Here is a 20,700-nt window from a genome sequence, read left to right on the forward strand (position 1 = left end):
CACCATGCCGGGCCCCGGGGCCCGGCCCGTCCCGTCGGGCGACCGCGAACCTCCGGCACGGGGGCCGTGACGGACGGGGAACGTCGCCCGCGCCCCGCTCCTGCCAAAGCGGGTCGGGCCTCCGCACCGGAGGCGGTCACAGCAAGGTCTAACGGTCCCTCCCGGGCGCTGTCAATGTTTTGTCATTACATTCGGACCAAGGTCTTGACACTCCTTCCTCACGAGCTGAAAGCTGACCCGCATGACCGCCTCCGTACCCACGTTGAGCCGCATCCGAGTGGGGTCCGCCCCCGACTCCTGGGGGGTCTGGTTTCCCGACGACCCCCAGCAGGTGCCCTGGCAGCGCTTCCTCGACGAAGTGGCCGAAGCCGGCTACGAGTGGATCGAGCTGGGCCCGTACGGTTATCTGCCCTCCGACCCCGGCCGGCTGACCGAGGAGACCGCCCGGCGCGGTCTGAAGGTCTCGGCCGGGACCGTCTTCACCGGGCTGCACCACGGCCCGGCCGTCTGGGAGAAGACCTGGGCGCATGTCGCCGACATCGCCGCGCTCACCCGGGCGATGGGGGCGGACCACCTCGTGGTCATCCCGTCGTTCTGGCGGGACGACAAGACGGGCGAGACGCTGGAGGACAGCACGCTCACCGCCGGGCAGTGGCGGGATCTGACGGCCCAGACCGAGCGGCTGGGGCGCGAGGTCCAGGACCGCTACGGCCTGAAGATCGTCGTCCACCCGCACGCCGACACCCATATCGACACCGAGGAGAACGTCGCCCGCTTCCTCGACGCGACCGATCCGGCCCTGGTCTCGCTCTGTCTGGACACCGGGCACTACGCGTACTGCGGCGGTGACAGCGTCAAGCTGATCGAGACGTACGGCGAGCGGATCGGCTACCTCCATCTCAAGCAGGTGGACCCGGAGATCCTCGCGGGCGTCGTCGCCGAGGAGGTGCCGTTCGGACCGGCCGTCGGGCGCGGTGTGATGTGCGAGCCGCCCCACGGGGTGCCCGCGCTGGAGCCGGTCCTGGCTGCGGCCCAGAGGCTGGACGTGGACCTGTTCGCCATCGTCGAGCAGGACATGTACCCGTGCCCGCCCGACAAGCCCCTGCCGATCGCCACCCGCACCCGCCGCTTCCTCCGGAGCTGCGGCGCCTGACCCCGGACGCCGGACAGGCCCCCCCGACCTGTCCGGCAGCCCCGGTGATACGGGGCCACACCGCCCCGCGTACGGCAGGAGTCGGCCTCGCCGTACCCGCGTACCCGCGTACGGCGAGAGGTCGGCCCGCGCGTATCCGTGTACGGCGAGGGGCCGGCCCGCGTACGGACGGAGCGGCGCGGGCCGGCCCCTCTGGCCGTGTCCTCAGACCCCCGCCGTGTCCCGGTCGCGGACGGGCGGCGCCGGTGGCTCCTCGACGGCCGGCCTGGACTCGCCGCCCTCGCTCACCCCGAACCGGTCGTGGAAGCGGCGCAGCGGGCCGGGGGCCCACCAGGTGGCCTTCCCCGTCAGCTTCATCACCGCGGGCACCAGCAGACTGCGGACCACCATCGCGTCCATCAGGACGGCGAGCGCGAGGCCGAGCCCCAGCATCTTGGTGTTGGTGACCCGCGAGGTGCCTATCGCCACCATCACCACCGCGAGGATCACGGCGGCGGCGGTGATCAGCCCGCCGGTCCTGCGCAGCCCGAAGGAGACCGCGTGCTCGTGGTCGCCCGTCCGGTCGTACTCCTCCTTGATCCGGGAGAGCAGGAAGACCCCGTAGTCCATGGAGAGCCCGAAGGCGACGCAGAACATGATGACCGGCAGGCTCGTCTCGATGTCCCCGGTCGAGGTGAAGCGGAGCAGCCCGGAGAGGTGCCCGTCCTGGAATATCCAGACCGTCGCCCCGAACATCGCCGTGAGGCTGAGCCCGTTGAGCACGACCGCCTGGACCGGCACCAGCACGCTCCCGGTGAGCAGGAAGACCAGGACCAGGGTCACCACCACGATGATGGCCAGGGCCCACGGCAGCCGGTCGGTGATGGCGTCCTTGGAGTCGACCAGGACGGCGGCGATCCCGGTCACCGACGCGTCGAAGGAGGCGGGTTCGGCGCGGATGTCCCGCACCAGGTCCTGGGCGGTCTCCCCGACGGCCTCGCCCTTCGGCGTGACCGCGAAGTACGCGTGGCCGCCGGTGTCGGAGGGGATGGGGCCGTCGACCCGCTTCACCCCGGGCAGCGCCTCGATCCTGGCCTTGTACTCCGCGTACTGGGCCTGCGTGGCGGTGCCCTCCGCCAGTACCTCCAGACCACCGCCGGGGCTGGCCGGGAAGGCGCGCTGGATCTCCTCCTGCATCACGCGCGAGGAGGCCTCGGCGGGGAGCTGCCGGTAGTCGGCGGTCCCCAGCTTGACCCCCAGGAAGGGGAGTCCGAGCAGGACGAGCCCGGCGGCGGTGGCGGCGGCGAAGAACGGGGCCCGCCGCATCACCAGCGAGGCCGTCCGCGCCCAGCCGGCCCCCGGCTCCGTGTCCTTCTCCCCCTTTTCCCCCTTCTCCCCCGCCGCCTTGCCGCGCCCGCGGCGCAGCGCCTTCCCGAGGTCCAGCGCGTTGACCCGGTGGCCGAGCAGCATCAGGGCGGCGGGCAACAGGATCAGGGCGGCGGCAGCGGCGAGCAGGACGACGGCGATGCCCGCATAGGCGAAGGAGCGCAGGAAGTACTGCGGGAAGACCATCATGGCGGCCAGGGAGACGGCCACGGTGAGCGCCGAGAAGAGCACCGTGCGCCCGGCGGTCCGCAGCGTGGCGCCCACCGCGTCCCGCACCTCGGCGCCGTCCGCCAGCTCCTCCCGGAAGCGGCGGACGATGAAGAGGGCGTAGTCGATGGCGAGTCCGAGCCCGAGTGCCGTGGTGAGGTTCTGGGCGAAGACCGAGACATCGGTCAGTTCGGTGAGCCCGCGCAGCACCGCGTTGGTGCCGACGATGGCGACAAGGCCGAGACCCAGCGGCAGCAGGGCGGCGACCGCGCTGCCGAAGACCATGACGAGGAGGACGAGGGTGACCGGCAGGGCGATCAGCTCGGCCCGCAGCAGGTCCTCCTGGATGGTGCTCTGGATGTCGTTCCGCACGGCGACGGGCCCGCCGACGGTGACCTTCAGCCCGCTCTGGTCACCGCCGAACTCCCTCTCTATCCGGTCCAGGACCTTGAAGGCGGCCGTGTCGTCGCCCTCGATCCGCGCGGCGACCAGCGCTTCGTGGCCGTCCTCGGAGCGGAGCCCGGGCGATCCGGTCTGCCAGTAGGAACTGACGCCCACCAGCCCCTTCTCCGCCTCAAGACGCGCGGTGAGCCGCTTGGCCTCCTCGGCGACGGCCGGCTCGTCGACGCTCCGGCTGCCACTGTCGACCAGCAGCAGGAGATTGGGCTGGGAGGCGGGGAACTCCCGCTCCAGCGCCTTGGTCGCATAGGTGGACTCGGCGTTCGGGTCCTCCCAGCCCCCGTTGCTCATCCGGTCGGCGACGCCGCTGCCGCCGACCACGGCGAGGGCCGTGATCACCAGCGCGATCAGCAGCGAGAGCCGGGGGCGCGCGGTGACGAACCGGGTCCATCCCCCCAGGCGAACGCCGGTATTGACTTCGGACATGGTGCGGTGTCCCCTTCACCGTGACCTGTGGCGCAGGTCAGCCTTTGCCATAGAATTGGCAAACACGAGTCCTCGCTCGCATTGAGTCAAGAATGCGAGTCGGCACTCGCATCTGTCAACCGACCCTGGAAGGCTGTGGACAGTCATGCCGGAGCCGACCTCGGCCCCCACTCCGGACCCGGCGGCGGGAGCCGCGGCACAGGAGCGCCCGCGCCGCCGGCAGGCCCGCGGGGAGCGCCGTATCGCCCAGCTCCTCGCCGCGGCGGCCCGTGTCTTCTGCACCAGCGGCTACACGGCGGCGAGCACCAACTCCATCGCGCGGGAGGCGGGCGTCTCGCCCGGGACGCTCTACCAGTTCTTCCCGAACAAGGAGGCCATCGCGGTGGAGCTGGGCGACCAGCTTCTGACGCGCTGGCGCGAGACGTACGGCCAGGCGCTCGTCCCGGACCACCTCGGGCTGCCGCTCGACGACCTGATGGACGCGGTGGTCGACCCGCTGATCCAGTTCAACCGCGAGAACCCGGCCTTCGCGGTCCTGATGCACGGCCCCGACATCCCCGGCAAGGTCACCCAGGAGCACGACGCGCTGCACACCTCGATGCTGGCGCGTGTCGAGGAGATCCTCGGCGAGTACCTGCCGAGCGTCCCGAAGGCCGAGATCGCCCGGGTCGCCCAGATGCTCTTCACCGTGTTCAAGGCGGGCCTGGACCTGATCCTCTCCGCCGAGCCCGAGGAGCGCGACGCGTACACGACCGAGCTGAAGCGGGTCCTCCTCCGCTACGTACAGCCGCTCGTCGAGGACCCGTCGGGCTCCTGCCGCCCGGCCGGCGCGAGACCGGCCACCGGGAGACCGGCCGGAAGACCGGCGGGGTGAGCACCCCGGCACCCGAGGGTGGGCCCCGGATACCCCCTAGGGGTACAGTTCGGAGCAGTATCCGAGCCCTCGAAGGGAAGAACGCCATGACCGCCGAGACCGACAGCCAGGTCACCACCGTCTACCAGGTCACCGGCATGACCTGCGGGCACTGCGAAAGCGCCGTCACCGAGGAGGTCTCCGGGATCGAGGGCGTCACATCCGTGCAGGCCAAGGCGGCAACGGGAGAGGTCACCGTCGTCTCGCGGACCCCGCTGGACGAGTCCGCCGTACGCGCCGCCGTGGACGAGGCGGGGTACGAACTGACGGGTCAGGTCTGATCCGGCCACACCGCACCCGCGTCCTGGGCGTACCCTCCAGGTATGTGGTCGTCCAGGTCTCGGCGCCCAAGGTCCTTCACATGAACCACAGGACCTTCACAAAGAGATCTAGATCACATAGATTATGAGGTAACCATCGGGCCTGCTCGCGAGTCTAAGAGGACGATGCCGGAAGAACGTCTTGGGGGACGTTCGACGGGATCGCAGGGGATGTCTTGGGGGACGTCCCGTGCAAGCGATTGGCCGGGGCACGTGCACAGGGGAGCTTTGAGCGGCCCTCCCGTACGTACCCCGGTCCGACCGCCCGAGTGACCGATGGTTGCGTCAGACGCCCGGCCCGGATCCCGTGGGGGGAATCCGCACCGGGGATATGGAAAGCGCCCCGCTCGCCGACCCGTGGGGGGATCGGCTGGCGGGGCGCTTTTCCGTGCGCGCCGTGCGTGCCGTGCGCGTGACGCACGGGGGCCCGGCCGCGCGTCGAAGGCGCGCGGCGCGGGCGGGCGGTGCGGGCGGTGCGGGCGGTGCGGTGTCAGCGGGCCTCGACCGGCACGAAGTCGCGCAGGACCTCGCCGGTGTAGATCTGCCGCGGCCGGCCGATGCGCGAACCGGGCTCCTTGATCATTTCGTGCCACTGGGCGATCCAGCCGGGGAGCCGGCCGAGCGCGAAGAGCACGGTGAACATCTCGGTCGGGAAGCCCATGGCCCGGTAGATCAGACCGGTGTAGAAGTCCACGTTCGGGTAAAGCTTGCGCTCGACGAAGTACTCGTCGGCCAGCGCGTGCTCCTCCAGCTTGAGCGCGATGTCGAGCAGCTCGTCGGACTTGCCGAGCGCCGAGAGGACATCGTGCGCCGCCGCCTTGATGATCTTCGCCCGGGGGTCGAAGTTCTTGTAGACGCGGTGCCCGAAGCCCATGAGCTTCACGCCGTCTTCCTTGTTCTTCACCTTGCGGATGAAGGTGTCGACATCGCCGCCGGAGGCCTGGATGCCTTCGAGCATCTCCAGCACCGACTGGTTGGCGCCACCGTGCAGCGGACCCCACAGGGCGCTGATGCCGGCGGAGATCGAGGCGAACATGTTCGCCTGCGAGGAGCCGACCAGCCGCACGGTGGAGGTCGAACAGTTCTGCTCGTGGTCCGCGTGCAGGATCAGCAGCTTGTCGAGCGCGGCGACCACGACGGGGTCGAGCTCGTACTCCTGCGCCGGGACCGAGAAGGTCATCCGGAGGAAGTTCTCGACGTACCCGAGGTCGTTGCGCGGGTAGACGAAGGGGTGGCCGATCGACTTCTTGTACGCGTACGCCGCGATGGTCGGCAACTTGGCGAGCAGGCGGATCGTGGAGAGATGACGCTGCTTCTCGTCGAACGGGTTGTGGCTGTCCTGGTAGAACGTCGACAGCGCGCTGACGACCGACGACAGCATCGCCATCGGGTGGGCGTCCCGGGGGAAGCCGTCGTAGAAGCGCTTGACGTCCTCGTGCAGCAGGGTGTGCTGGGTGATCTCGTTCTTGAACGAGGCCAGCTCGTCGACCGTCGGCAGCTCGCCGTTGATCAGCAGGTACGCCACCTCGACAAAGGTCGAGCGCTCGGCGAGCTGCTCGATCGGGTAGCCGCGGTAGCGCAGGATGCCCTGTTCGCCGTCGAGATAGGTGATCGCGGACTTGTAGGCGGCGGTGTTGCCGTAGCCGCTGTCCAGGGTGACCAGACCGGTCTGAGAACGAAGCTTCCCGATGTCGAAGCCCGTATCGCCGACGGTGCTGTCGATCACCGGGTAGGTGTACTCGCCGTCGCCGTACCGCAGTACTACCGCGTTGTCGCGTTTCTCGCTCACGTCATCCCTCACCGACGTAGTGCCTCTTCTTCGAGGTGCCCTGACTGTCTCTACCATCCCCCATTTGGCTCAGGAGAGTGCACTCGGGGTCGACCATTGGGCCTATTGGCGGCACTGAGTGCCGCCAACCCGCTTATCCTGCCCGCTCCGCCCACGTTTATAAAGTCGGCGTATGAAGTCCGCGCTCAGCCCCGCACCGCCAGCCGGTGGCCGAGGCCCGTGAATCTTCTGCCCGCGGAGACCGTGCGCACCGCCTGCCCTATGGCCCGGCGCGAGCCGACCAGGACGACCAGCTTCTTGGCCCGGGTCACCGCCGTGTAGAGGAGATTGCGCTGGAGCATCATCCAGGCACCCATGGTGACCGGAATGACTACGGCCGGATACTCACTGCCCTGGGAGCGGTGGATCGTCACGGCGTACGCGTGCGACAGCTCGTCCAGTTCGTCGAAGTCGTACGGCACCTCCTCGTCCTCGTCCGTGCGGACGGTGAGCCGCTGCTCCTCCACGCTGAGCGAGGTGACCACCCCGACCGTGCCGTTGAATACTCCGTTCTCCCCTTTCTCATAGTTGTTGCGGATCTGCGTCACCTTGTCCCCCACCCGGAAGACCCGGCCGCCCGCCCGTTTCTCCGGCAGATCCGGCCGGCCGGGGGTGATGGCCTGCTGGAGCAGCCCGTTGAGGTTGCCCGCGCCGGCCGGGCCGCGGTGCATCGGCGCCAGGACCTGGACGTCCCGGCGCGGGTCGAGGCCGAAGCGGGCGGGGATCCGGCGCGCCGCCACATCGACCGTCACCCGCCCCGCGTCCTCGGTCTCCTCCTCAACGAAGAGGAAGAAGTCCGGCAGCCCCTCCGTGACGGGATGCGTCCCGGAGTTGATCCGGTGGGCGTTGGTGACCACCCCGGACTGCTGGGCCTGCCGGAAGATCCGGGTGAGCCGGACGTTCGGCACCGGTCCGCCCCCGGCGAGCAGATCGCGCAGCACCTCCCCAGCGCCCACCGACGGCAGTTGGTCCACGTCCCCGACCAGCAGCAGATGCGCCCCCGGGGCCACCGCCTTGACCAGCTTGTTGGCGAGCAGCAGATCGAGCATCGACGCCTCGTCGACCACCACCAGGTCGGCGTCGAGCGGCCGGTCCCTGTCGTACGCGGCGTCCCCGCCGGGACGGAGTTCCAGCAGCCGGTGGACCGTGGACGCCTCCGCCCCGGTCAGCTCGGCCAGCCGCTTGGCCGCCCGGCCGGTGGGCGCCGCCAGCACCACCTTGGCCTTCTTCGCCCGCGCCAGCTCCACGATCGAACGGACCGTGAACGACTTTCCGCAGCCGGGGCCGCCGGTCAGCACCGCGACCTTCTCGGTGAGGGCGAGCCGTACCGCCTGCCGCTGCTCCGGGGCGAGTTCGGCCCCCGTACGCCCGGCCAGCCAGCTCAGCGCCCGGTCCCAGGCCACGTCCCGGAAGGCGGGCATCCGGTCCTCGTCCGTCCGCAGCAGCCGCAGCACCTGGGCGGAGAGCGAGAGTTCGGCCCGGTGGAAGGGGACCAGATAGACGGCGTTGATCTCCTCCTCGCCGCCCTCGGGCCCCGGCACCCGCTCCCGTACGACGCCCTCCTCCTCGGCGGCCAGTTCGGCGAGGCACTCGATGATCAGGCCGGTGTCGACGGTGAGGAGCTTGGCCGCGTCGGAGATGAGCTGGTCCTCGGGGAGGAAACAGTGTCCCTGGTCGGTGGATTGGGAGAGCGCGTACTGGATGCCGGCCTTGACGCGCTCCGGGCTGTCGTGCGGTATGCCGACGGATCGCGCGATCCGGTCCGCGGTGAGGAAGCCGATCCCCCAGACGTCGGCCGCCAGGCGGTACGGCTCGTTCCGTACCACCGAGATCGACGCGTCCGCGTACTTCTTGTAGATGCGCACGGCGATGGAGGTCGAGACGCCGACACCCTGGAGGAAGACCATGACCTCCTTGATGGCCTTCTGCTCCTCCCACGCGGCCGCGATCGCCTTCGTCCGCTTGGGGCCGAGGCCGGGGACCTCGACGAGCCGCTTGGGCTCCTCCTCGATGATGTCCAGTGTCTCCAGGCCGAAGTGCTCGACGATCCGGTCGGCGAAGACGGGCCCGATGCCCTTGATGAGACCGGAGCCGAGATAGCGGCGGATGCCCTGGATCGTGGCGGGCAGGACCGTTGTGTAGTTGTCGCACAGGAACTGCTTGCCGTACTGGGGGTGCGAGGACCAGCGGCCCTCCATGCGCAGGGACTCGCCGGGCTGCGCGCCGAGCAGCGAACCGACCACGGTGAGGAGATCGCCGCCGCGGCCGGTGTCGACGCGGGCGATGGTGTAGCCGTTCTCCTCGTTGGCGTACGTGATCCGTTCGAGCACGGCTTCGAGCACAGCGGGACTGGACATGATCCGACGCTACCGCCGACCGCCGACAGCGCGCGACGCCTGTGGATAACCGCGTCAACCGTGGCGACCACGGCCCCTGCCGGGCGGCGCGCGCGGGGCCCGGTCCGGCGGACCGGGCCCCGCGCGCGCCCCCTCCGCCTACAGCGCGTGCCGTACGTACCGCCGCGCGACCTCCGTGAGCAGCGCGACGCCGTCGCCCCGCCAGAGGTCGTCGTTGAACAGTTCGACCTCGATGGGGCCCGTGTACCCCGCCGCGTCGACCCGTTCCCGCCAGCCGCGCAGATCGACCGCGCCGTCGCCGAGCTGGCCGCGCCCGTTCAGCACCCCGGCGGGCAGGGGCGTCGTCCAGTCGGCGAGCTGGAAGGTGAAGATCCGTTCCGCCGCGCGGGCGACCGCCGTGGGGGCACGGTCGTCCCACCAGATGTGGTACGTGTCCACGGCCACCCCGACCTGGTCGGCGGGGAACCGTTCGGCCAGGTCGAGCGCCTGGTCGAGGGTGGAGACCACACAGCGGTCGGAGGCGAACATCGGGTGCAGCGGCTCGATGGCGAGCCGGACGCCGCGTTCCGCCCCGTACGGCGCGAGCTCCGCCAGCGCGTCCGCGATGCGCTCGCGGGCCGCGTGGAGGTCCTTCTCGCCGTCCGGGAGGCCGCCGGAGACCAGCACCAGGGTGTCGGTGCCCAGCGCCGCCGCCTCGTCGACGGCGGCCCGGTTGTCGGCCAGCGCGGCGGCCCGCAGCGCCGGGTCCACGGCGGTGAGGAAGCCACCCCGGCAGAGTGTGGTGACCGCGAGTCCGGCGTCCCGTACGAGCCGGGCGGCGGCCTCGGTCCCGTACGCCTGGACGGGCTCGCGCCAGAGTCCTACGCCGGGCACGCCGAGGCGTACACAGGCCTCGGTCAGCTCGGGCAGGCCGAGCTGTTTGACCGTCATCTGGTTGATGCTGAAACGCGTCAGGTCGGCCGGCGGCTCGTCCACGGCCGGGTTCACCGGTCCGCCCCGTACACGGCGAGGAGGGAGCGCATCCGGGCCTCGGCCAGCGCGGGGTCGGGGAAGAGCCCAAGCCCGTCGGCGAGTTCGTACGCGCGCGCCAGGTGCGGCAGGGAGCGCGCCGACTGGAGGCCGCCGACCATCGTGAAGTGGTCCTGATGTCCGGCGAGCCAGGCGAGCAGGACCACACCGGTCTTGTAGAACCGGGTCGGCGTCCTGAAGAGGTGGCGGGAGAGCTCGACCGTGGGGTCGAGGAGTTCCCGGAACCCCTTGGTGTCCCCGGTGTCCAGGACGCGCACGGCCGCCGCCGCCAGCGGCGCCAGCGGGTCGAAGATGCCGAGCAGGGCGTGGCTGAAGCCCTGGTCGTCACCGGCGATCAGCTCCGGGTAGTTGAAGTCGTCGCCCGTGTAGCAGCGCACGCCCTCCGGCAGCCTGCGGCGCAGTTCGATCTCGCGCTCGGCGTCCAGCAGCGAGATCTTGATGCCGTCGACCTTGTCGGGGTGGTCCCGGATCACCTGGAGGAAGGTTTCGGTGGCCGCGTCGAGGCCGGCGCTGCCCCAGTACCCCTCCAGCGCGGGGTCGAACATCGGCCCGAGCCAGTGCAGGACGACCGGCTCCGACGCCTGGCGCAGCAGATGCGCGTAGAGGTCCAGGTAGTCGTCGGGGGTGGTCGCGGCGGCGGCGAGGGCCCGCGAGGCCATCAGGACGGCCCGCGCACCCGTCTCCTCGACCAGCGCCAACTGCTCCTCGTACGCGGCCCGGACCTCGTCGAGCGAGCGGGGGCCCGGCGCGAGCTGGTCGGTGCCGACCCCGCAGACGATCCGGCCGCCGGCCGTCCTCGCCTCGGCGGCGGAGCGGCGGATCAGCTCGGCCGCGCCCGCCCAGTCCAGGCCCATGCCGCGCTGCGCGGTGTCCATGGCCTCGGCGACGCCCAGCCCGTGCGCCCAGAGGTGGCGGCGGAAGGCGAGGGTGGCGTCCCAGTCGACGGCGGCGGGGTCGCCGGGGCCGGCGTCCGCGTACGGGTCGGCGACGACATGGGCGGCGGAGTAGACCGTACGGGAGCGGAGGGCGCCCGGGGGCTCCGTACCGGCCGCTATGGAGGGGGCAGGTTGCGTACGGGGCACATAGAGGTGCGTGCCACCGTCGGGGGAGGGCAGTCGTAGCGCGGTCACAGCGTCAGCTCCGGTACGTCGATACGGCGGCCCTCGGCCGAGGAACGGAGCCCCAGTTCGGCGAGTTGCACACCGCGCGCGCCCGCCAGCAGGTCCCAGTGGTAGGGCTCGTCGAGGAAGACATGGCGCAGGAACAGCTCCCACTGCGCCTTGAACCCGTTGTCGAAGACCTCGTTGTCGGGCACTTCCTGCCACTGGTCGCGGAAGGACTCGGTGGCGGGGAGGTCCGGGTTCCAGACCGGCTTGGGGGTGGCGCTGCGGTGCTGGACGCGGCAGCGGCGCAGTCCGGCGACGGCGGAGCCCTCGACGCCGTCCACCTGGAACTCGACGAGTTCGTCGCGGTTGACGCGGACGGCCCACGAGGAGTTGATCTGGGCGACGGCGCCGCTCTCCAGTTCGAAGATGCCGTACGCGGCGTCGTCGGCGGTGGCGGCGTACGGCTTGCCCCGCTCGTCCCAGCGCTGCGGGATGTGCGTGGTGACATGCGCCTGGACGCTGACGACGCGCCCGAACAGCTCGTGCAGGACGTACTCCCAGTGGGGGAACATGTCGACGGTGATGCCGCCGCCGTCCTCGGAGCGGTAGTTCCAGGAGGGGCGCTGGGCGTCCTGCCAGTCGCCCTCGAAGACCCAGTAGCCGAACTCTCCCCTGATGGAGAGGATCTCGCCGAAGAAGCCGCCGTCGATGAGGCGCTTCAGTTTGCGCAGTCCCGGCAGGAAGATCTTGTCCTGGACGACGCCGTGCTTGATGCCCGCGATACGGGCGAGCCGCGTCAGCTCCATGGCGCCTTCGAGGTCCGTGGCGGTCGGCTTCTCGGCGTAGATGTGGACGCCCGCGTCGATCGCCTTCTTGAGCGCCTCCACCCGGGCGGAGGTGACCTGGGCGTCGAAGTAGATGTCGATCGTCTCGTCCGCGAGGACGGCGTCCAGATCGGTCGACCACTCCGTGAGGCCGTGGCGTTCGGCGATCTCCCTGAGGGCGTGGTCACGGCGGCCGATGAGCACGGGCTCGGGCCAGAGCGTCTCGCCGTTCCCGAGGTCGAGCCCGCCCTGTTCCCGGATGGCGAGGAGGGAGCGCAGCAGATGCTGCCGGTATCCCATCCGCCCGGTGACGCCGTTCATGGCGATCCGCACTGTCCTGCGTGTCACGAAGTTCCCTCCATTGGGCCGTGGCAGCCGTGGCGCCTGCGGGGGGCCGGATGTTCGACCGGCCGTAGCAAGCGCTTTCTATTCGGTAAAACGCTAGCCTGCGACAGCGGTCCGGACAAGTGCCCGGGCCGATCACCACCCCAACCCACCCCGTACCCCTCGGAGGAAAGCGATGACAGTCACGCTGGCGGATGTGGCGGCCCGCGCCCGGGTGTCACCCGCCACCGTCTCGCGCGTGCTGAACGGCAACTATCCGGTCGCCGCCGCCACCCGGGAGCGGGTGCTGCGCGCGGTGGACGACCTGGATTACGTACTGAACGGCCCCGCCAGCTCACTCGCCGCCGCCACCTCCGACCTGGTCGGCATCCTCGTCAACGACATCGCGGACCCGTTCTTCGGGATCATGGCGGGCGCCGCGCAGACCGAGATCGGCGGCCAGGAGGGGGCCGGGCGCGCGGGCGGCGAGAAGCTGGCCGTCGTCTGCAACACGGGCGGCTCCCCCGAGCGCGAGCTGACCTATCTGACCCTGCTCCAGCGCCAGCGCGCCGCCGCCGTCGTGCTCACCGGCGGGTCGCTCGAAGACCCCGGGCACATCGCGGCGATGGCCGCGAAGCTGGCGAAGCTCGCGGACGCGGGGACCCGTGTGGTGCTCTGCGGGCGCCCGCCGCTCCCCGGCGGCGACGCGGCCGTCGCCTCGCTGGTCTTCGACAACCGGGGCGGCGGGCGGCGGCTGACCGAGCACCTGCTGGCACTGGGGCACCGGAGGATCGGATACGTCGCCGGGCCGCGCGAGCGCACGACGACCCGGCACCGCCTGGAGGGGCACCGGGCGGCCCTGGAGGCCGCGGGGGCCGGGGGCGGGGCCGACGCGCAGGACCCGCTGACGGTGCACGGACCGTACACCCGCGGGTCGGGGTACGAGGCGACGCTCGAACTGCTGCGGCGCGCGCCGGATCTGACGGCGGTGGTCGCGGCGAACGACACGGTGGCGCTGGGCGCGTGCGCGGCGGTGCGCGAGCGCGGGCTGCGGATCCCGGAGGACATCTCGGTGGCGGGCTTCGACGATCTGCCGTTCTCGGTGGACGCGACCCCGGCGCTGACGACGGTACGGCTGCCGCTGCACGAGGCGGGGGCGCGGGCCGGCCGGCTGGCGATGGGGACGGAGACGCCGCCGCCGGGCGGGATCGCGACGATCAGCGCCGAGCTGATGGCGCGGGCGTCCACGGCGCCCCCGCGCGCGGTGTGAGGGGCGGACGCGGGGCGGCGGGCGGGACGTAAGCCGGGCGGTGAAGGGGGGCGCGGGCGGAGAGAGGCGGAGGACGGGGGCGGAGAGGCAGAGGACGGGGAGAGTCGGGCGGGGCGGGGGGCGTGCAGCGGAAGGGCCGGCGCCGGTTTGGCGAGTCGACGCCAAGTGCGAAAAGGGGCTTGCCGGGCATCGGCGGCCCGGCATACCGTTGACCCAGTCAAAGATTTTGGGCTGGCGAAAGGTCCGGAGGTCGGTCATGGCCGTTCAAGAAATGCGCGCGTTCAACCGCTTTTACACCAATCTGATTGGCGCGCTCGACTACGGGAAGCACCTGTACACCCCGTACACCCTCACCGAGTCGCGGGTGCTGTACGAGCTGGCCCACGCGCCCCGGACCGATGCGGCCGATCTGCGGATGGAGCTGTCGCTCGACGCCGGATATCTGAGCCGCCTGCTGGCCAGGTTCGAGCGGGACGGCCTGGTGGGCCGGGCGCCGTCCGAGGAGGACGCGCGGCGGCAGCGGATCACCCTCACCCCGCAGGGGCGTGAGGCGGCGGCGCTGCTGGACGAGCGGTCACGGACCGCGGTCTCCTCGCTGCTCGACCGGGTCGAGCCGGCGGAGCGGACCCGGCTCGCGGAGGCGATGCGCACGGTGCGGGACATACTCGGCGCGGAGGGGACGGCCGACCGGGACCGGCGGAGCACGCCCGTGCTGCGCGATCCGATGCCGGGCGAGCTGGGCTGGATCGTCCAGCGCCACGGCGCGCTCTACGCGGCGGAGTACGGGTTCGACACGGAGTTCGAAGGGCTCGTCGCCCGGATCGTCGCGGAGTACGCGGAGGACCACGACCCGGCTCTGGAGCGGACCTGGATCGCGGAGCTGGACGGGATACCGGTGGGCACGGTGATGTGCGTCCGGGACGACGGACCGGAGATACGGAAGAGCGGCGGCGGGCCCGTCACCGCCCGGCTCCGCCTGCTCCTGGTCGAGCCCTCCGCCCGGGGGTACGGCCTGGGGAAGCTGCTGATCGGCGCGGTGGTGGACTTCGCCCGTGGCGCGGGGTACGAAGACCTGACGCTCTGGACCAATGACATCCTCGGCGCCGCGCGTGTGCTCTATCAGCGCGCGGGGTTCACCCTCGTCGCGGAGAACGCGCACCACTCGTACGGGGTGGACCTGACCGGCCAGGACTGGTGGCTCCCTCTCCAGGAGGGAGTGACCGCACCGCAGAAAGGAACAGCGTAGTGAAGTTCGCCTTCTCCACCCTGGGAATCCCGGGTCTGCCCATCCGTGATGTCGTCACGCTCGCCTCCGAAGCCCGGTTCGACGGCGTCGAGTTGAGAACCCACCCCGAGGAGCCGGTGCACCGGGGCATGGGGCGGCGCGACCGCGCCCTGGTGGTCGAGGAGTTCGAGCGGGCGGGTATCGAGATAGTGGGCCTCGCCGGGTACGCCCGGGTGGCCAGTCCGACGGTGGACGAGGACCATCTGCGCCAGGAGCTGGAGGAGTTGCTCTCGCTGGCACGGGATCTCCGCGCCCCGTTCATCCGGGTCTTCCCCGGGGGCGGGGAGCTGCCCGCCGAGGAGGCGGACGCGCTCGCGGCGCGGCGGCTGGCCTCGGCGGCGGAGATGGCCACGGACTTCGGTGTCCGGATCCTGCTGGAGACCCACGACTCGCACCGCACGGGGCAGGCTGCGGCCCGGGTGCTGGGCCCGGTCGGGCACCCGAAGGTGGGGGCGCTCTGGGATGTGATGCACACCTGGCTGGGCGGCGAGGACCCGGTCACCACGCACCGCATACTCGCCCCGCACCTCGGCTATGTGCAGGTGAAGGACATCGCCTCGGCCGAGGACACGACCCCGCTGGCGCTGGGGGCGGGGGTGCTGCCGCTGGGCGAGTGCCTGGCCCTGCTCGACGACGACACCTGGGTCTGCTGGGAGTACGAGAAGCGCTGGTACCCGGAGGCGGCGGACCTGCCCGGACTGCTGACCCCGGGCCGGGCCCATCTGGAGGGCCTCCTCTACGGGCGCCGCTGAGGGGTGGCGTTCATGCGCCGGTCGTCGATCCCGGCCTGACGATCATCAGGATGGTGACGGTGGCCCAGAGCAGGTTGAAGACACCGGTGAACATGGCCAGTTGAACCGTCGCGGCCCGAGGGACCCCGGGCCCGGACCCGGCTCCGGCCCGGGTGCCGTCCCCGGCCCGGGTGCCGTCCGCCGGGCCGGCGGTGGCAGCTTCCAGCAGGGTGCTCTGGCGGGGGAGCACCAGGGCGCCCAGGACCACCGCCGCCACGAGGGTCAGGGCGAGGGAGACGATCAGCCAGGTGTCTCCCAGGACCCCCATGTTCTTCGCGGTGGCGATACCGAAGACGGGGACCGCGACCCCGACCACCGCGTAGACGCGGCAGATCCGGTGCAGAACGGCGACATGGGCCCAGGCGTCCGGGTCCTCGGAGGCGGCGCTCGCGCGGCGGACGGCCGGGGGAAACACGCTGGCCGCCACGGTCACCGGACCGATGGCGACGATCGCGGCGATGACATGCAGGGAGAGGAGGAGCTTGGTCACAGGTGAAGGCCCGTCAGTTCTGGTCGGTGGGTGCGGGGGCGGATGCCGTCGACGCTAGTGAGGGGCCGGAAGGGCGAACAGGGGTACGACTGCCAGGTCCCAACAGATTCTCGCCACGCCCGCGAGGGCTCCGGGGGACCCGGCCCACGGGTCCCCCGGGCCGACGGGGAGAGCGGTCGGGCGGCGCGTTCGCACTCGCGCGGACGGCCTCGCCCTCCGGGGCAGTCGGTCCCGCCGGGACAGCCGCACCCGCCGGGGCAGTCCCACTCGCCGGGGCAGCCGCACCCGCCTGGCCAGTCCCACTCGCCGGGGCAATCGGACCGGCCAGGCCAGTCACACCCGCCGGGGCAGCCTCGCCCAGCGGGGCAGTCGGTCCCGCCAGGGGAGGCGGGGGTGGCGGGTGATGCCCGGCGCCGGGTGTCGTTCGGTGGGCCTCTACCTTCGTGCCATGCACACCTTGGCCGTACTCGCGCTCGACGGGGTCATCGCCTTCGACCTCGCCACCCCCGTCGAGGTCTTCTCACGGACCCGGCTGCCCGACGGCAGCGCCCCCTACGAGGTGCGGATCTGCGCCGCGAGCGAGGAGGTGGACGCGGGGGTCTTCACGCTGCGGGCGCCGTGGGGGCTGGAGGCGCTGGCCGAGGCGGACACGATCGTGGTCCCCGGGGTCGCGGAGCCGGATCCGGCCGTTCCGGAGGAGGTGCTGGACGCGCTGCGGCGGGCGGCGGCCGGGGGGACCCGTATCGTCTCCCTCTGCGCCGGGGCCTTCACGCTCGCCGCCGCCGGGCTGCTGGACGGGCTGCGGGCCACCACGCACTGGGTCGCGGCGCCGCTGCTGGCCAGGAGATATCCGGCGGTCGAGGTGGACGCCACGGTGCTGTACGTCGACAACGGGCAGGTCCTGACCTCGGCCGGGGCCGCCGCCGGGCTCGACCTCTGCCTCCATCTGATCCGGCGGGATCATGGCTCGGCGGTGGCCGCCGACGCGGCGCGGCTCTCCGTGATGCCGCTCGAACGGGAGGGGGGCCAGGCGCAGTTCATCGTCCACCCCCGGCCGCCCGCGCCCCAGGGGTCGGTACTGGAGCCGCTGCTGCGGTGGCTGGAGGAGAACGCGGAGCGAGATCTGACGCTGGACGACATCGCGGACCGCGCCGGGATGAGCACCCGTACCCTCAACCGGCGTTTCCGGGAGCAGACCGGGACCACCCCGCTCCAGTGGCTGCACCGGGCCCGGATCCGGGAGGCGCAGCACCTCCTGGAGACGACCGGGCAGCCCGTCGACCGGATCGCGGAGCGGGTCGGCTTCGGCTCCCCGACCGCCTTCCGGGACCGCTTCAAGCGTCTGGTGGGGACGAGCCCCCGGGCCTACCGGCAGGCGTTCCGGCGGTCACCCCAGCCGACCGCGTAGCTACCATGAACATTTGTGCGTGGTTGAATTGAGAGTTGCTTATGGATGGGAGGGTTCATGCTCGATCTGGCCCGGATGCGGGCACTGCACGCCGTCTCCGTGCACGGTTCCGTCGCGGCGGCCGCCGCCGCGCTCGGGTTCACCCCCTCGGCCGTGTCGCAGCAGATCACCAAGTTGGAGCGGGAGACCAGGACGACCCTGCTGGAGCGGCGGGGGCGCGGGGTCGCGCTGACGGACGAGGCCCGGCATCTCGCCGCCACCGCCGAGGAGGTGCTCGCCCTCGTCGAACGGGCCGAGACCACGCTGGAGGAGCGCCGGGGGCGCCCGACGGGGCAGCTTGCCGTGGGGGCGTTCGCCACCTCGGCGCGCGGGCTGCTCCCACCCGTACTGGCGGAGCTGGCCCGGGACCATCCGTCCCTCGACATCCGGCTGCGGGAGGTCGATCCGCATCTCTCCGTCGACCTGGTCGCACGCGGCGCCCTCGACCTCGCCGTCGCCCACGACTGGGACATCGCGCCGCTGCCCGCGCCCGAGGGGGTGGAGCAGGCGTTCCTCGGGGAGGACCCGTGCGATCTCCTCGTCCCCGCCACGCACCCGCTGGCGGCGCGCGCCTCCGTCCGCAGGGAGGAGCTGTCGGGCGAGCGGTGGATCTGCCAGCCGCCCGGGACGGTCTGCCACGACTGGCTGGTCCGTACGTTGCGCACGGCCGGGTGCGAGCCGGATCTCGCGCACCAGGCGGAGGAGAACCACACACAGATCGCCCTCGTGGCGGCCGGGCTCGGGGTCGCCCTGATGCCCCGGCTGGGGCGCGGGCCGCTCCCCGAGCAGGTGCGGGAGGTGCCCCTGGATCCGGTGCCGCTGCGCCGCGTCCACGCCCTGTGGCGCACCGGTGCGGCGCGCCGCCCGGCCGTCACGGTCACAGTGGAGGCGCTGCGGCGGCACTGGCCGGCCGTCGCGGCGAGCTGACGGGGCCCGACCCGGCGGGGCCGACCCGGCGGGGCCGCCCGGCGGGGCCTATCCGACAGGGCCCGTCCCCGGCGCGCTGAACGGTGGGCTGAACGGCGCGGCGCGCGCTGTCTTGACCGGCAGTAACTTTCCGGATAACCGTGAGTGGCTGGAAGTTCTCTTCATCCCCCGCGTCATCTCTCCGCGTTCCTCGGCCGGAAGGGGCACCCGTGCACGACCGGACCATTTCCCGACGCGCCCTCCTCACCGCGACCACCGTCGTCGCCGCCACCGTCGCCACCGGCGCCACCGCCGGGCCGGCTCTCGCGGGACCGGCCACCGCCGCACCGGTCACCGCCGGTGGCGGCCCGGTCCCCGCCCCCGGCTCCGGCCCCCTCCCCGGACCCGTCCGCGCGCGGCTGCGCCGCCTCGTCGCCCGGATGAGCCTGGAGGAGAAGGTCGGTCAGCTCTTCGTGTCACGGGTGTACGGGCACTCCGCCACCGCCCCCGACCAGGCCGACATCGACGCCAACCTCGCCGAACTGGGGGTCCGTACCGCCGCCGAGCTGATCTCCACGTACCACCTCGGCGGGGTCATCTACTTCGCCTGGGCGCACAACACCCGTGACCCGCACCAGATCGCCGCGCTCTCCCGGGGCATCCAGCGGGCGGGGCTCGCCGGGCGCACCCCCCTGCCGCTGCTGATCGCCACCGACCAGGAACACGGCGCCGTCGCCCGGGTCGGCAGGCCCGCCACGCTGCTGCCGGGCGCGATGGCGCTCGGCGCCTCCCGTTCGCTCCCCGGGGCCCGCGAGGCCGCCCGGATCGCCGGGGCCGAGCTGGCCGCGATGGGCATCAACCAGAACTACGCGCCCGACGCCGACGTCAATGTCAACCCGGCCAACCCGGTGATCGGCGTACGCTCCTTCGGCGCCGACCCGCGCGCCGTGGCCGCGATGGTCGCCGCCCAGGTGGCGGGGTATCAGAGCGCCGGGATCGCCACCGCCGCCAAGCACTTCCCCGGCCACGGCGACACGACCGACGACAGCCACTACGCGCTCCCCACGATCCACCACACCCGCGAGCAGTGGTCGGAGCTGGACGCCCCGCCGTTCCGCGCCGCGATCTCCGCCGGGGTCACCTCGATCATGACCGCGCACATCGTCGTGCCCGCCCTCGACCCGAGCGAGGACCCGGCCACTCTCTCGCGCCCCATCGTCACCGGTGTGCTCCGCGAACAACTCGGCTACCAGGGCGTGGTGGTCACGGACGCGCTCGGCATGGCGGGGGTCCGGCAGAAGTACGGCGACGACCGCGTCCCGGTCCTCGCACTCAAGGCGGGCGTGGACCAGCTCCTCAACCCGCCCGACCTCAGGCTCGCCTGGAACGCGGTCCTGACGGCCGTCCGGGAGGGTGAACTGACCGTCGGCCGGATCGAGGAATCGGTTCTGCGGATCCTCGGGCTGAAGGAGCGGCTGGGGCTGCTGCGCGACCCGTTCCCGGACACGCGCGCCGTGGACCGTACGGTCGGCACCCGCGCCCATCTCGCCGCCGCCGACCGGATCGCCGACACCACCACCACGCTTCTCGCCAACGAGCGGGGGCTGCTCCCGCTCAGCCGCCGCCGGGAGCGGAACCTGCTGGTCGTCGGCGCCGACCCGGCCTCGCCCAGCGGGACCACCGGGCCGCCCGTGACGGTTCTCGCCACCGCCCTGACCGAGCTGGGGTTCCGCGCCACCGCGCTCTCCACCGGTACGGCGCCGAACGCCGCCCGGATCGCGGAGGCGGTGGCCGCCGCGCGGGGCGCCGACGCGGTCGTCGTGGCCACGTACAACGTCTCCGCGGGCAGCGCCCAGCGCACCCTGGTGAGCGCGCTCGCCGCGACCGGGGTGCCGGTGGTGGCCGTCGCGACGCGCAACCCGTACGACATCGCCCATCTCTCCGGGGTGGGCGCCGCGCTGGCCACGTACTCCTGGACCGATGTCGAGCTGCGGGCCGCCGCCCGCGTGATCGCGGGCCGGGTCAGACCCCGGGGGCTGCTGCCCGTACCGGTGCAGCGGGCGGACGACCCGGCGCGGGTGCTGTACCCGATCGGGCACGGACTAGGCCAGGTCGTGCTGACCACCGCCCCTGCCCCGCGCACGGCGGACGGCGAAGAACCGGGTTCCCCCCGCGCCGTACCCGAAGACCCGGGTGTGCG

The 20,700-nt window shown here is 72.1% G+C and carries 16 protein-coding genes; 9 read left to right on the forward strand and 7 right to left on the reverse strand.

All coding sequences use genetic code 11. From position 1 onward, the window contains the following. Window positions 1–241 precede the first annotated feature (241 nt). Window positions 242–1,153, forward strand: coding sequence for a sugar phosphate isomerase/epimerase (locus AB0O07_RS27995; protein ID WP_365638209.1), 912 nt, complete (start codon window positions 242–244; stop codon window positions 1,151–1,153). 204 nt (window positions 1,154–1,357) lie between these two features. Here the strand turns inward: AB0O07_RS27995 and AB0O07_RS28000 are convergent, their stop codons facing one another. Further along, on the reverse strand, window positions 1,358–3,610 hold the full coding sequence (locus AB0O07_RS28000; RefSeq protein WP_365638211.1) for an MMPL family transporter: 2,253 nt from the start codon (window positions 3,608–3,610) through the stop codon (window positions 1,358–1,360). A gap of 145 nt (window positions 3,611–3,755) precedes the next feature. Between AB0O07_RS28000 and AB0O07_RS28005 the strand changes: the two genes are divergently transcribed. Further along, window positions 3,756–4,484 (forward strand): TetR/AcrR family transcriptional regulator, encoded by a 729-nt coding sequence (locus AB0O07_RS28005; protein ID WP_365638213.1) that lies wholly within the window; start codon window positions 3,756–3,758, stop codon window positions 4,482–4,484. Window positions 4,485–4,570: 86 nt separating this feature from the next. Further along, window positions 4,571–4,804: a heavy-metal-associated domain-containing protein gene (locus AB0O07_RS28010; RefSeq protein ID WP_365638215.1), complete on the forward strand. Its 234-nt coding sequence runs from the start codon at window positions 4,571–4,573 to the stop codon at window positions 4,802–4,804. Between the two features lie 529 nt (window positions 4,805–5,333). Here the strand turns inward: AB0O07_RS28010 and AB0O07_RS28015 are convergent. From AB0O07_RS28015 to AB0O07_RS28035, 5 genes are all read right to left on the reverse strand, one after another. Further along, window positions 5,334–6,632 (reverse strand): citrate synthase, encoded by a 1,299-nt coding sequence (locus tag AB0O07_RS28015; RefSeq protein ID WP_365638217.1) that lies wholly within the window; start codon window positions 6,630–6,632, stop codon window positions 5,334–5,336. Window positions 6,633–6,817: 185 nt separating this feature from the next. Next, window positions 6,818–9,028 (reverse strand): ATP-dependent RecD-like DNA helicase, encoded by a 2,211-nt coding sequence (locus tag AB0O07_RS28020; protein WP_365638219.1) that lies wholly within the window; start codon window positions 9,026–9,028, stop codon window positions 6,818–6,820. A gap of 138 nt (window positions 9,029–9,166) precedes the next feature. Continuing rightward, complete coding sequence (locus AB0O07_RS28025; protein WP_365638282.1) at window positions 9,167–9,958, reverse strand: sugar phosphate isomerase/epimerase family protein; 792 nt, start codon at window positions 9,956–9,958, stop codon at window positions 9,167–9,169. A 53-nt stretch (window positions 9,959–10,011) separates the two neighbouring features. Continuing rightward, the gene (locus AB0O07_RS28030) at window positions 10,012–11,187 is read right to left on the reverse strand and encodes a dihydrodipicolinate synthase family protein (RefSeq protein ID WP_365638221.1); all 1,176 of its coding nucleotides are present in this window, start codon (window positions 11,185–11,187) and stop codon (window positions 10,012–10,014) included. After that, window positions 11,184–12,335, reverse strand: coding sequence for a Gfo/Idh/MocA family oxidoreductase (locus tag AB0O07_RS28035; protein ID WP_365638224.1), 1,152 nt, complete (start codon window positions 12,333–12,335; stop codon window positions 11,184–11,186). Before AB0O07_RS28035 ends, AB0O07_RS28030 begins: the two co-directional genes overlap by 4 nt. Before the next feature lie 172 nt (window positions 12,336–12,507). Between AB0O07_RS28035 and AB0O07_RS28040 the strand changes: the two genes are divergently transcribed. The 3 genes from AB0O07_RS28040 (at window position 12,508) to AB0O07_RS28050 (ending at window position 15,618) form a co-directional block, all read left to right on the forward strand. Beyond that, a complete protein-coding gene (locus AB0O07_RS28040; RefSeq protein ID WP_365638226.1) occupies window positions 12,508–13,581 on the forward strand; it encodes a LacI family DNA-binding transcriptional regulator in 1,074 nt (357 codons plus the stop codon). A 256-nt stretch (window positions 13,582–13,837) separates the two neighbouring features. Then, window positions 13,838–14,827 (forward strand): helix-turn-helix domain-containing GNAT family N-acetyltransferase, encoded by a 990-nt coding sequence (locus tag AB0O07_RS28045; RefSeq protein ID WP_365638228.1) that lies wholly within the window; start codon window positions 13,838–13,840, stop codon window positions 14,825–14,827. Then, complete coding sequence (locus AB0O07_RS28050; protein WP_365638231.1) at window positions 14,827–15,618, forward strand: sugar phosphate isomerase/epimerase family protein; 792 nt, start codon at window positions 14,827–14,829, stop codon at window positions 15,616–15,618. The genes AB0O07_RS28045 and AB0O07_RS28050 overlap by 1 nt, the downstream gene beginning before the upstream one ends. A 10-nt stretch (window positions 15,619–15,628) precedes the next feature. Here AB0O07_RS28050 and AB0O07_RS28055 read toward each other — a convergent pair whose 3' ends face one another. Then, a complete protein-coding gene (locus AB0O07_RS28055; protein ID WP_365638232.1) occupies window positions 15,629–16,147 on the reverse strand; it encodes a hypothetical protein in 519 nt (172 codons plus the stop codon). Window positions 16,148–16,595: 448 nt separating this feature from the next. On the opposite strand from AB0O07_RS28055, the gene AB0O07_RS28060 reads away from it, so the two are divergent. The 3 genes from AB0O07_RS28060 to AB0O07_RS28070 form a co-directional block, all read left to right on the forward strand. Beyond that, window positions 16,596–17,555 carry a helix-turn-helix domain-containing protein gene (locus tag AB0O07_RS28060; protein WP_365638235.1) on the forward strand — a complete coding sequence of 320 codons (960 nt, stop codon included), beginning with the start codon at window positions 16,596–16,598 and terminating at the stop codon, window positions 17,553–17,555. A 57-nt stretch (window positions 17,556–17,612) separates the two neighbouring features. Continuing rightward, window positions 17,613–18,521, forward strand: a complete 909-nt coding sequence (locus tag AB0O07_RS28065) for a LysR substrate-binding domain-containing protein (protein ID WP_365638237.1) — start codon at window positions 17,613–17,615, stop codon at window positions 18,519–18,521. A gap of 209 nt (window positions 18,522–18,730) precedes the next feature. Then, on the forward strand, window positions 18,731–20,700 hold a 1,970-nt coding region (locus AB0O07_RS28070), incomplete at its 3' end, for a glycoside hydrolase family 3 N-terminal domain-containing protein (protein ID WP_365638239.1).

The organism is Streptomyces sp. NPDC093085 (assembly GCF_040683935.1).
Lineage (GTDB): Bacteria > Actinomycetota > Actinomycetes > Streptomycetales > Streptomycetaceae > Streptomyces.

Excerpts from the sequence above, each read along its gene's own strand:
- AB0O07_RS27995 (WP_365638209.1), top strand. The coding sequence starts at position 242 with ATGACCGCCTCCGTACCCACGTTGAGCCGCATCCGAGTGGGGTCCGCC.
- AB0O07_RS28000 (WP_365638211.1), bottom strand. The coding sequence starts at position 3,610 with ATGTCCGAAGTCAATACCGGCGTTCGCCTGGGGGGATGGACCCGGTTC.
- AB0O07_RS28005 (WP_365638213.1), top strand. The coding sequence starts at position 3,756 with ATGCCGGAGCCGACCTCGGCCCCCACTCCGGACCCGGCGGCGGGAGCC.
- AB0O07_RS28010 (WP_365638215.1), top strand. The coding sequence starts at position 4,571 with ATGACCGCCGAGACCGACAGCCAGGTCACCACCGTCTACCAGGTCACC.
- AB0O07_RS28020 (WP_365638219.1), bottom strand. The coding sequence starts at position 9,028 with ATGTCCAGTCCCGCTGTGCTCGAAGCCGTGCTCGAACGGATCACGTAC.
- AB0O07_RS28025 (WP_365638282.1), bottom strand. The coding sequence starts at position 9,958 with ATGACGGTCAAACAGCTCGGCCTGCCCGAGCTGACCGAGGCCTGTGTA.
- AB0O07_RS28040 (WP_365638226.1), top strand. The coding sequence starts at position 12,508 with ATGACAGTCACGCTGGCGGATGTGGCGGCCCGCGCCCGGGTGTCACCC.
- AB0O07_RS28045 (WP_365638228.1), top strand. The coding sequence starts at position 13,838 with ATGGCCGTTCAAGAAATGCGCGCGTTCAACCGCTTTTACACCAATCTG.
- AB0O07_RS28060 (WP_365638235.1), top strand. The coding sequence starts at position 16,596 with ATGCACACCTTGGCCGTACTCGCGCTCGACGGGGTCATCGCCTTCGAC.
- AB0O07_RS28065 (WP_365638237.1), top strand. The coding sequence starts at position 17,613 with ATGCTCGATCTGGCCCGGATGCGGGCACTGCACGCCGTCTCCGTGCAC.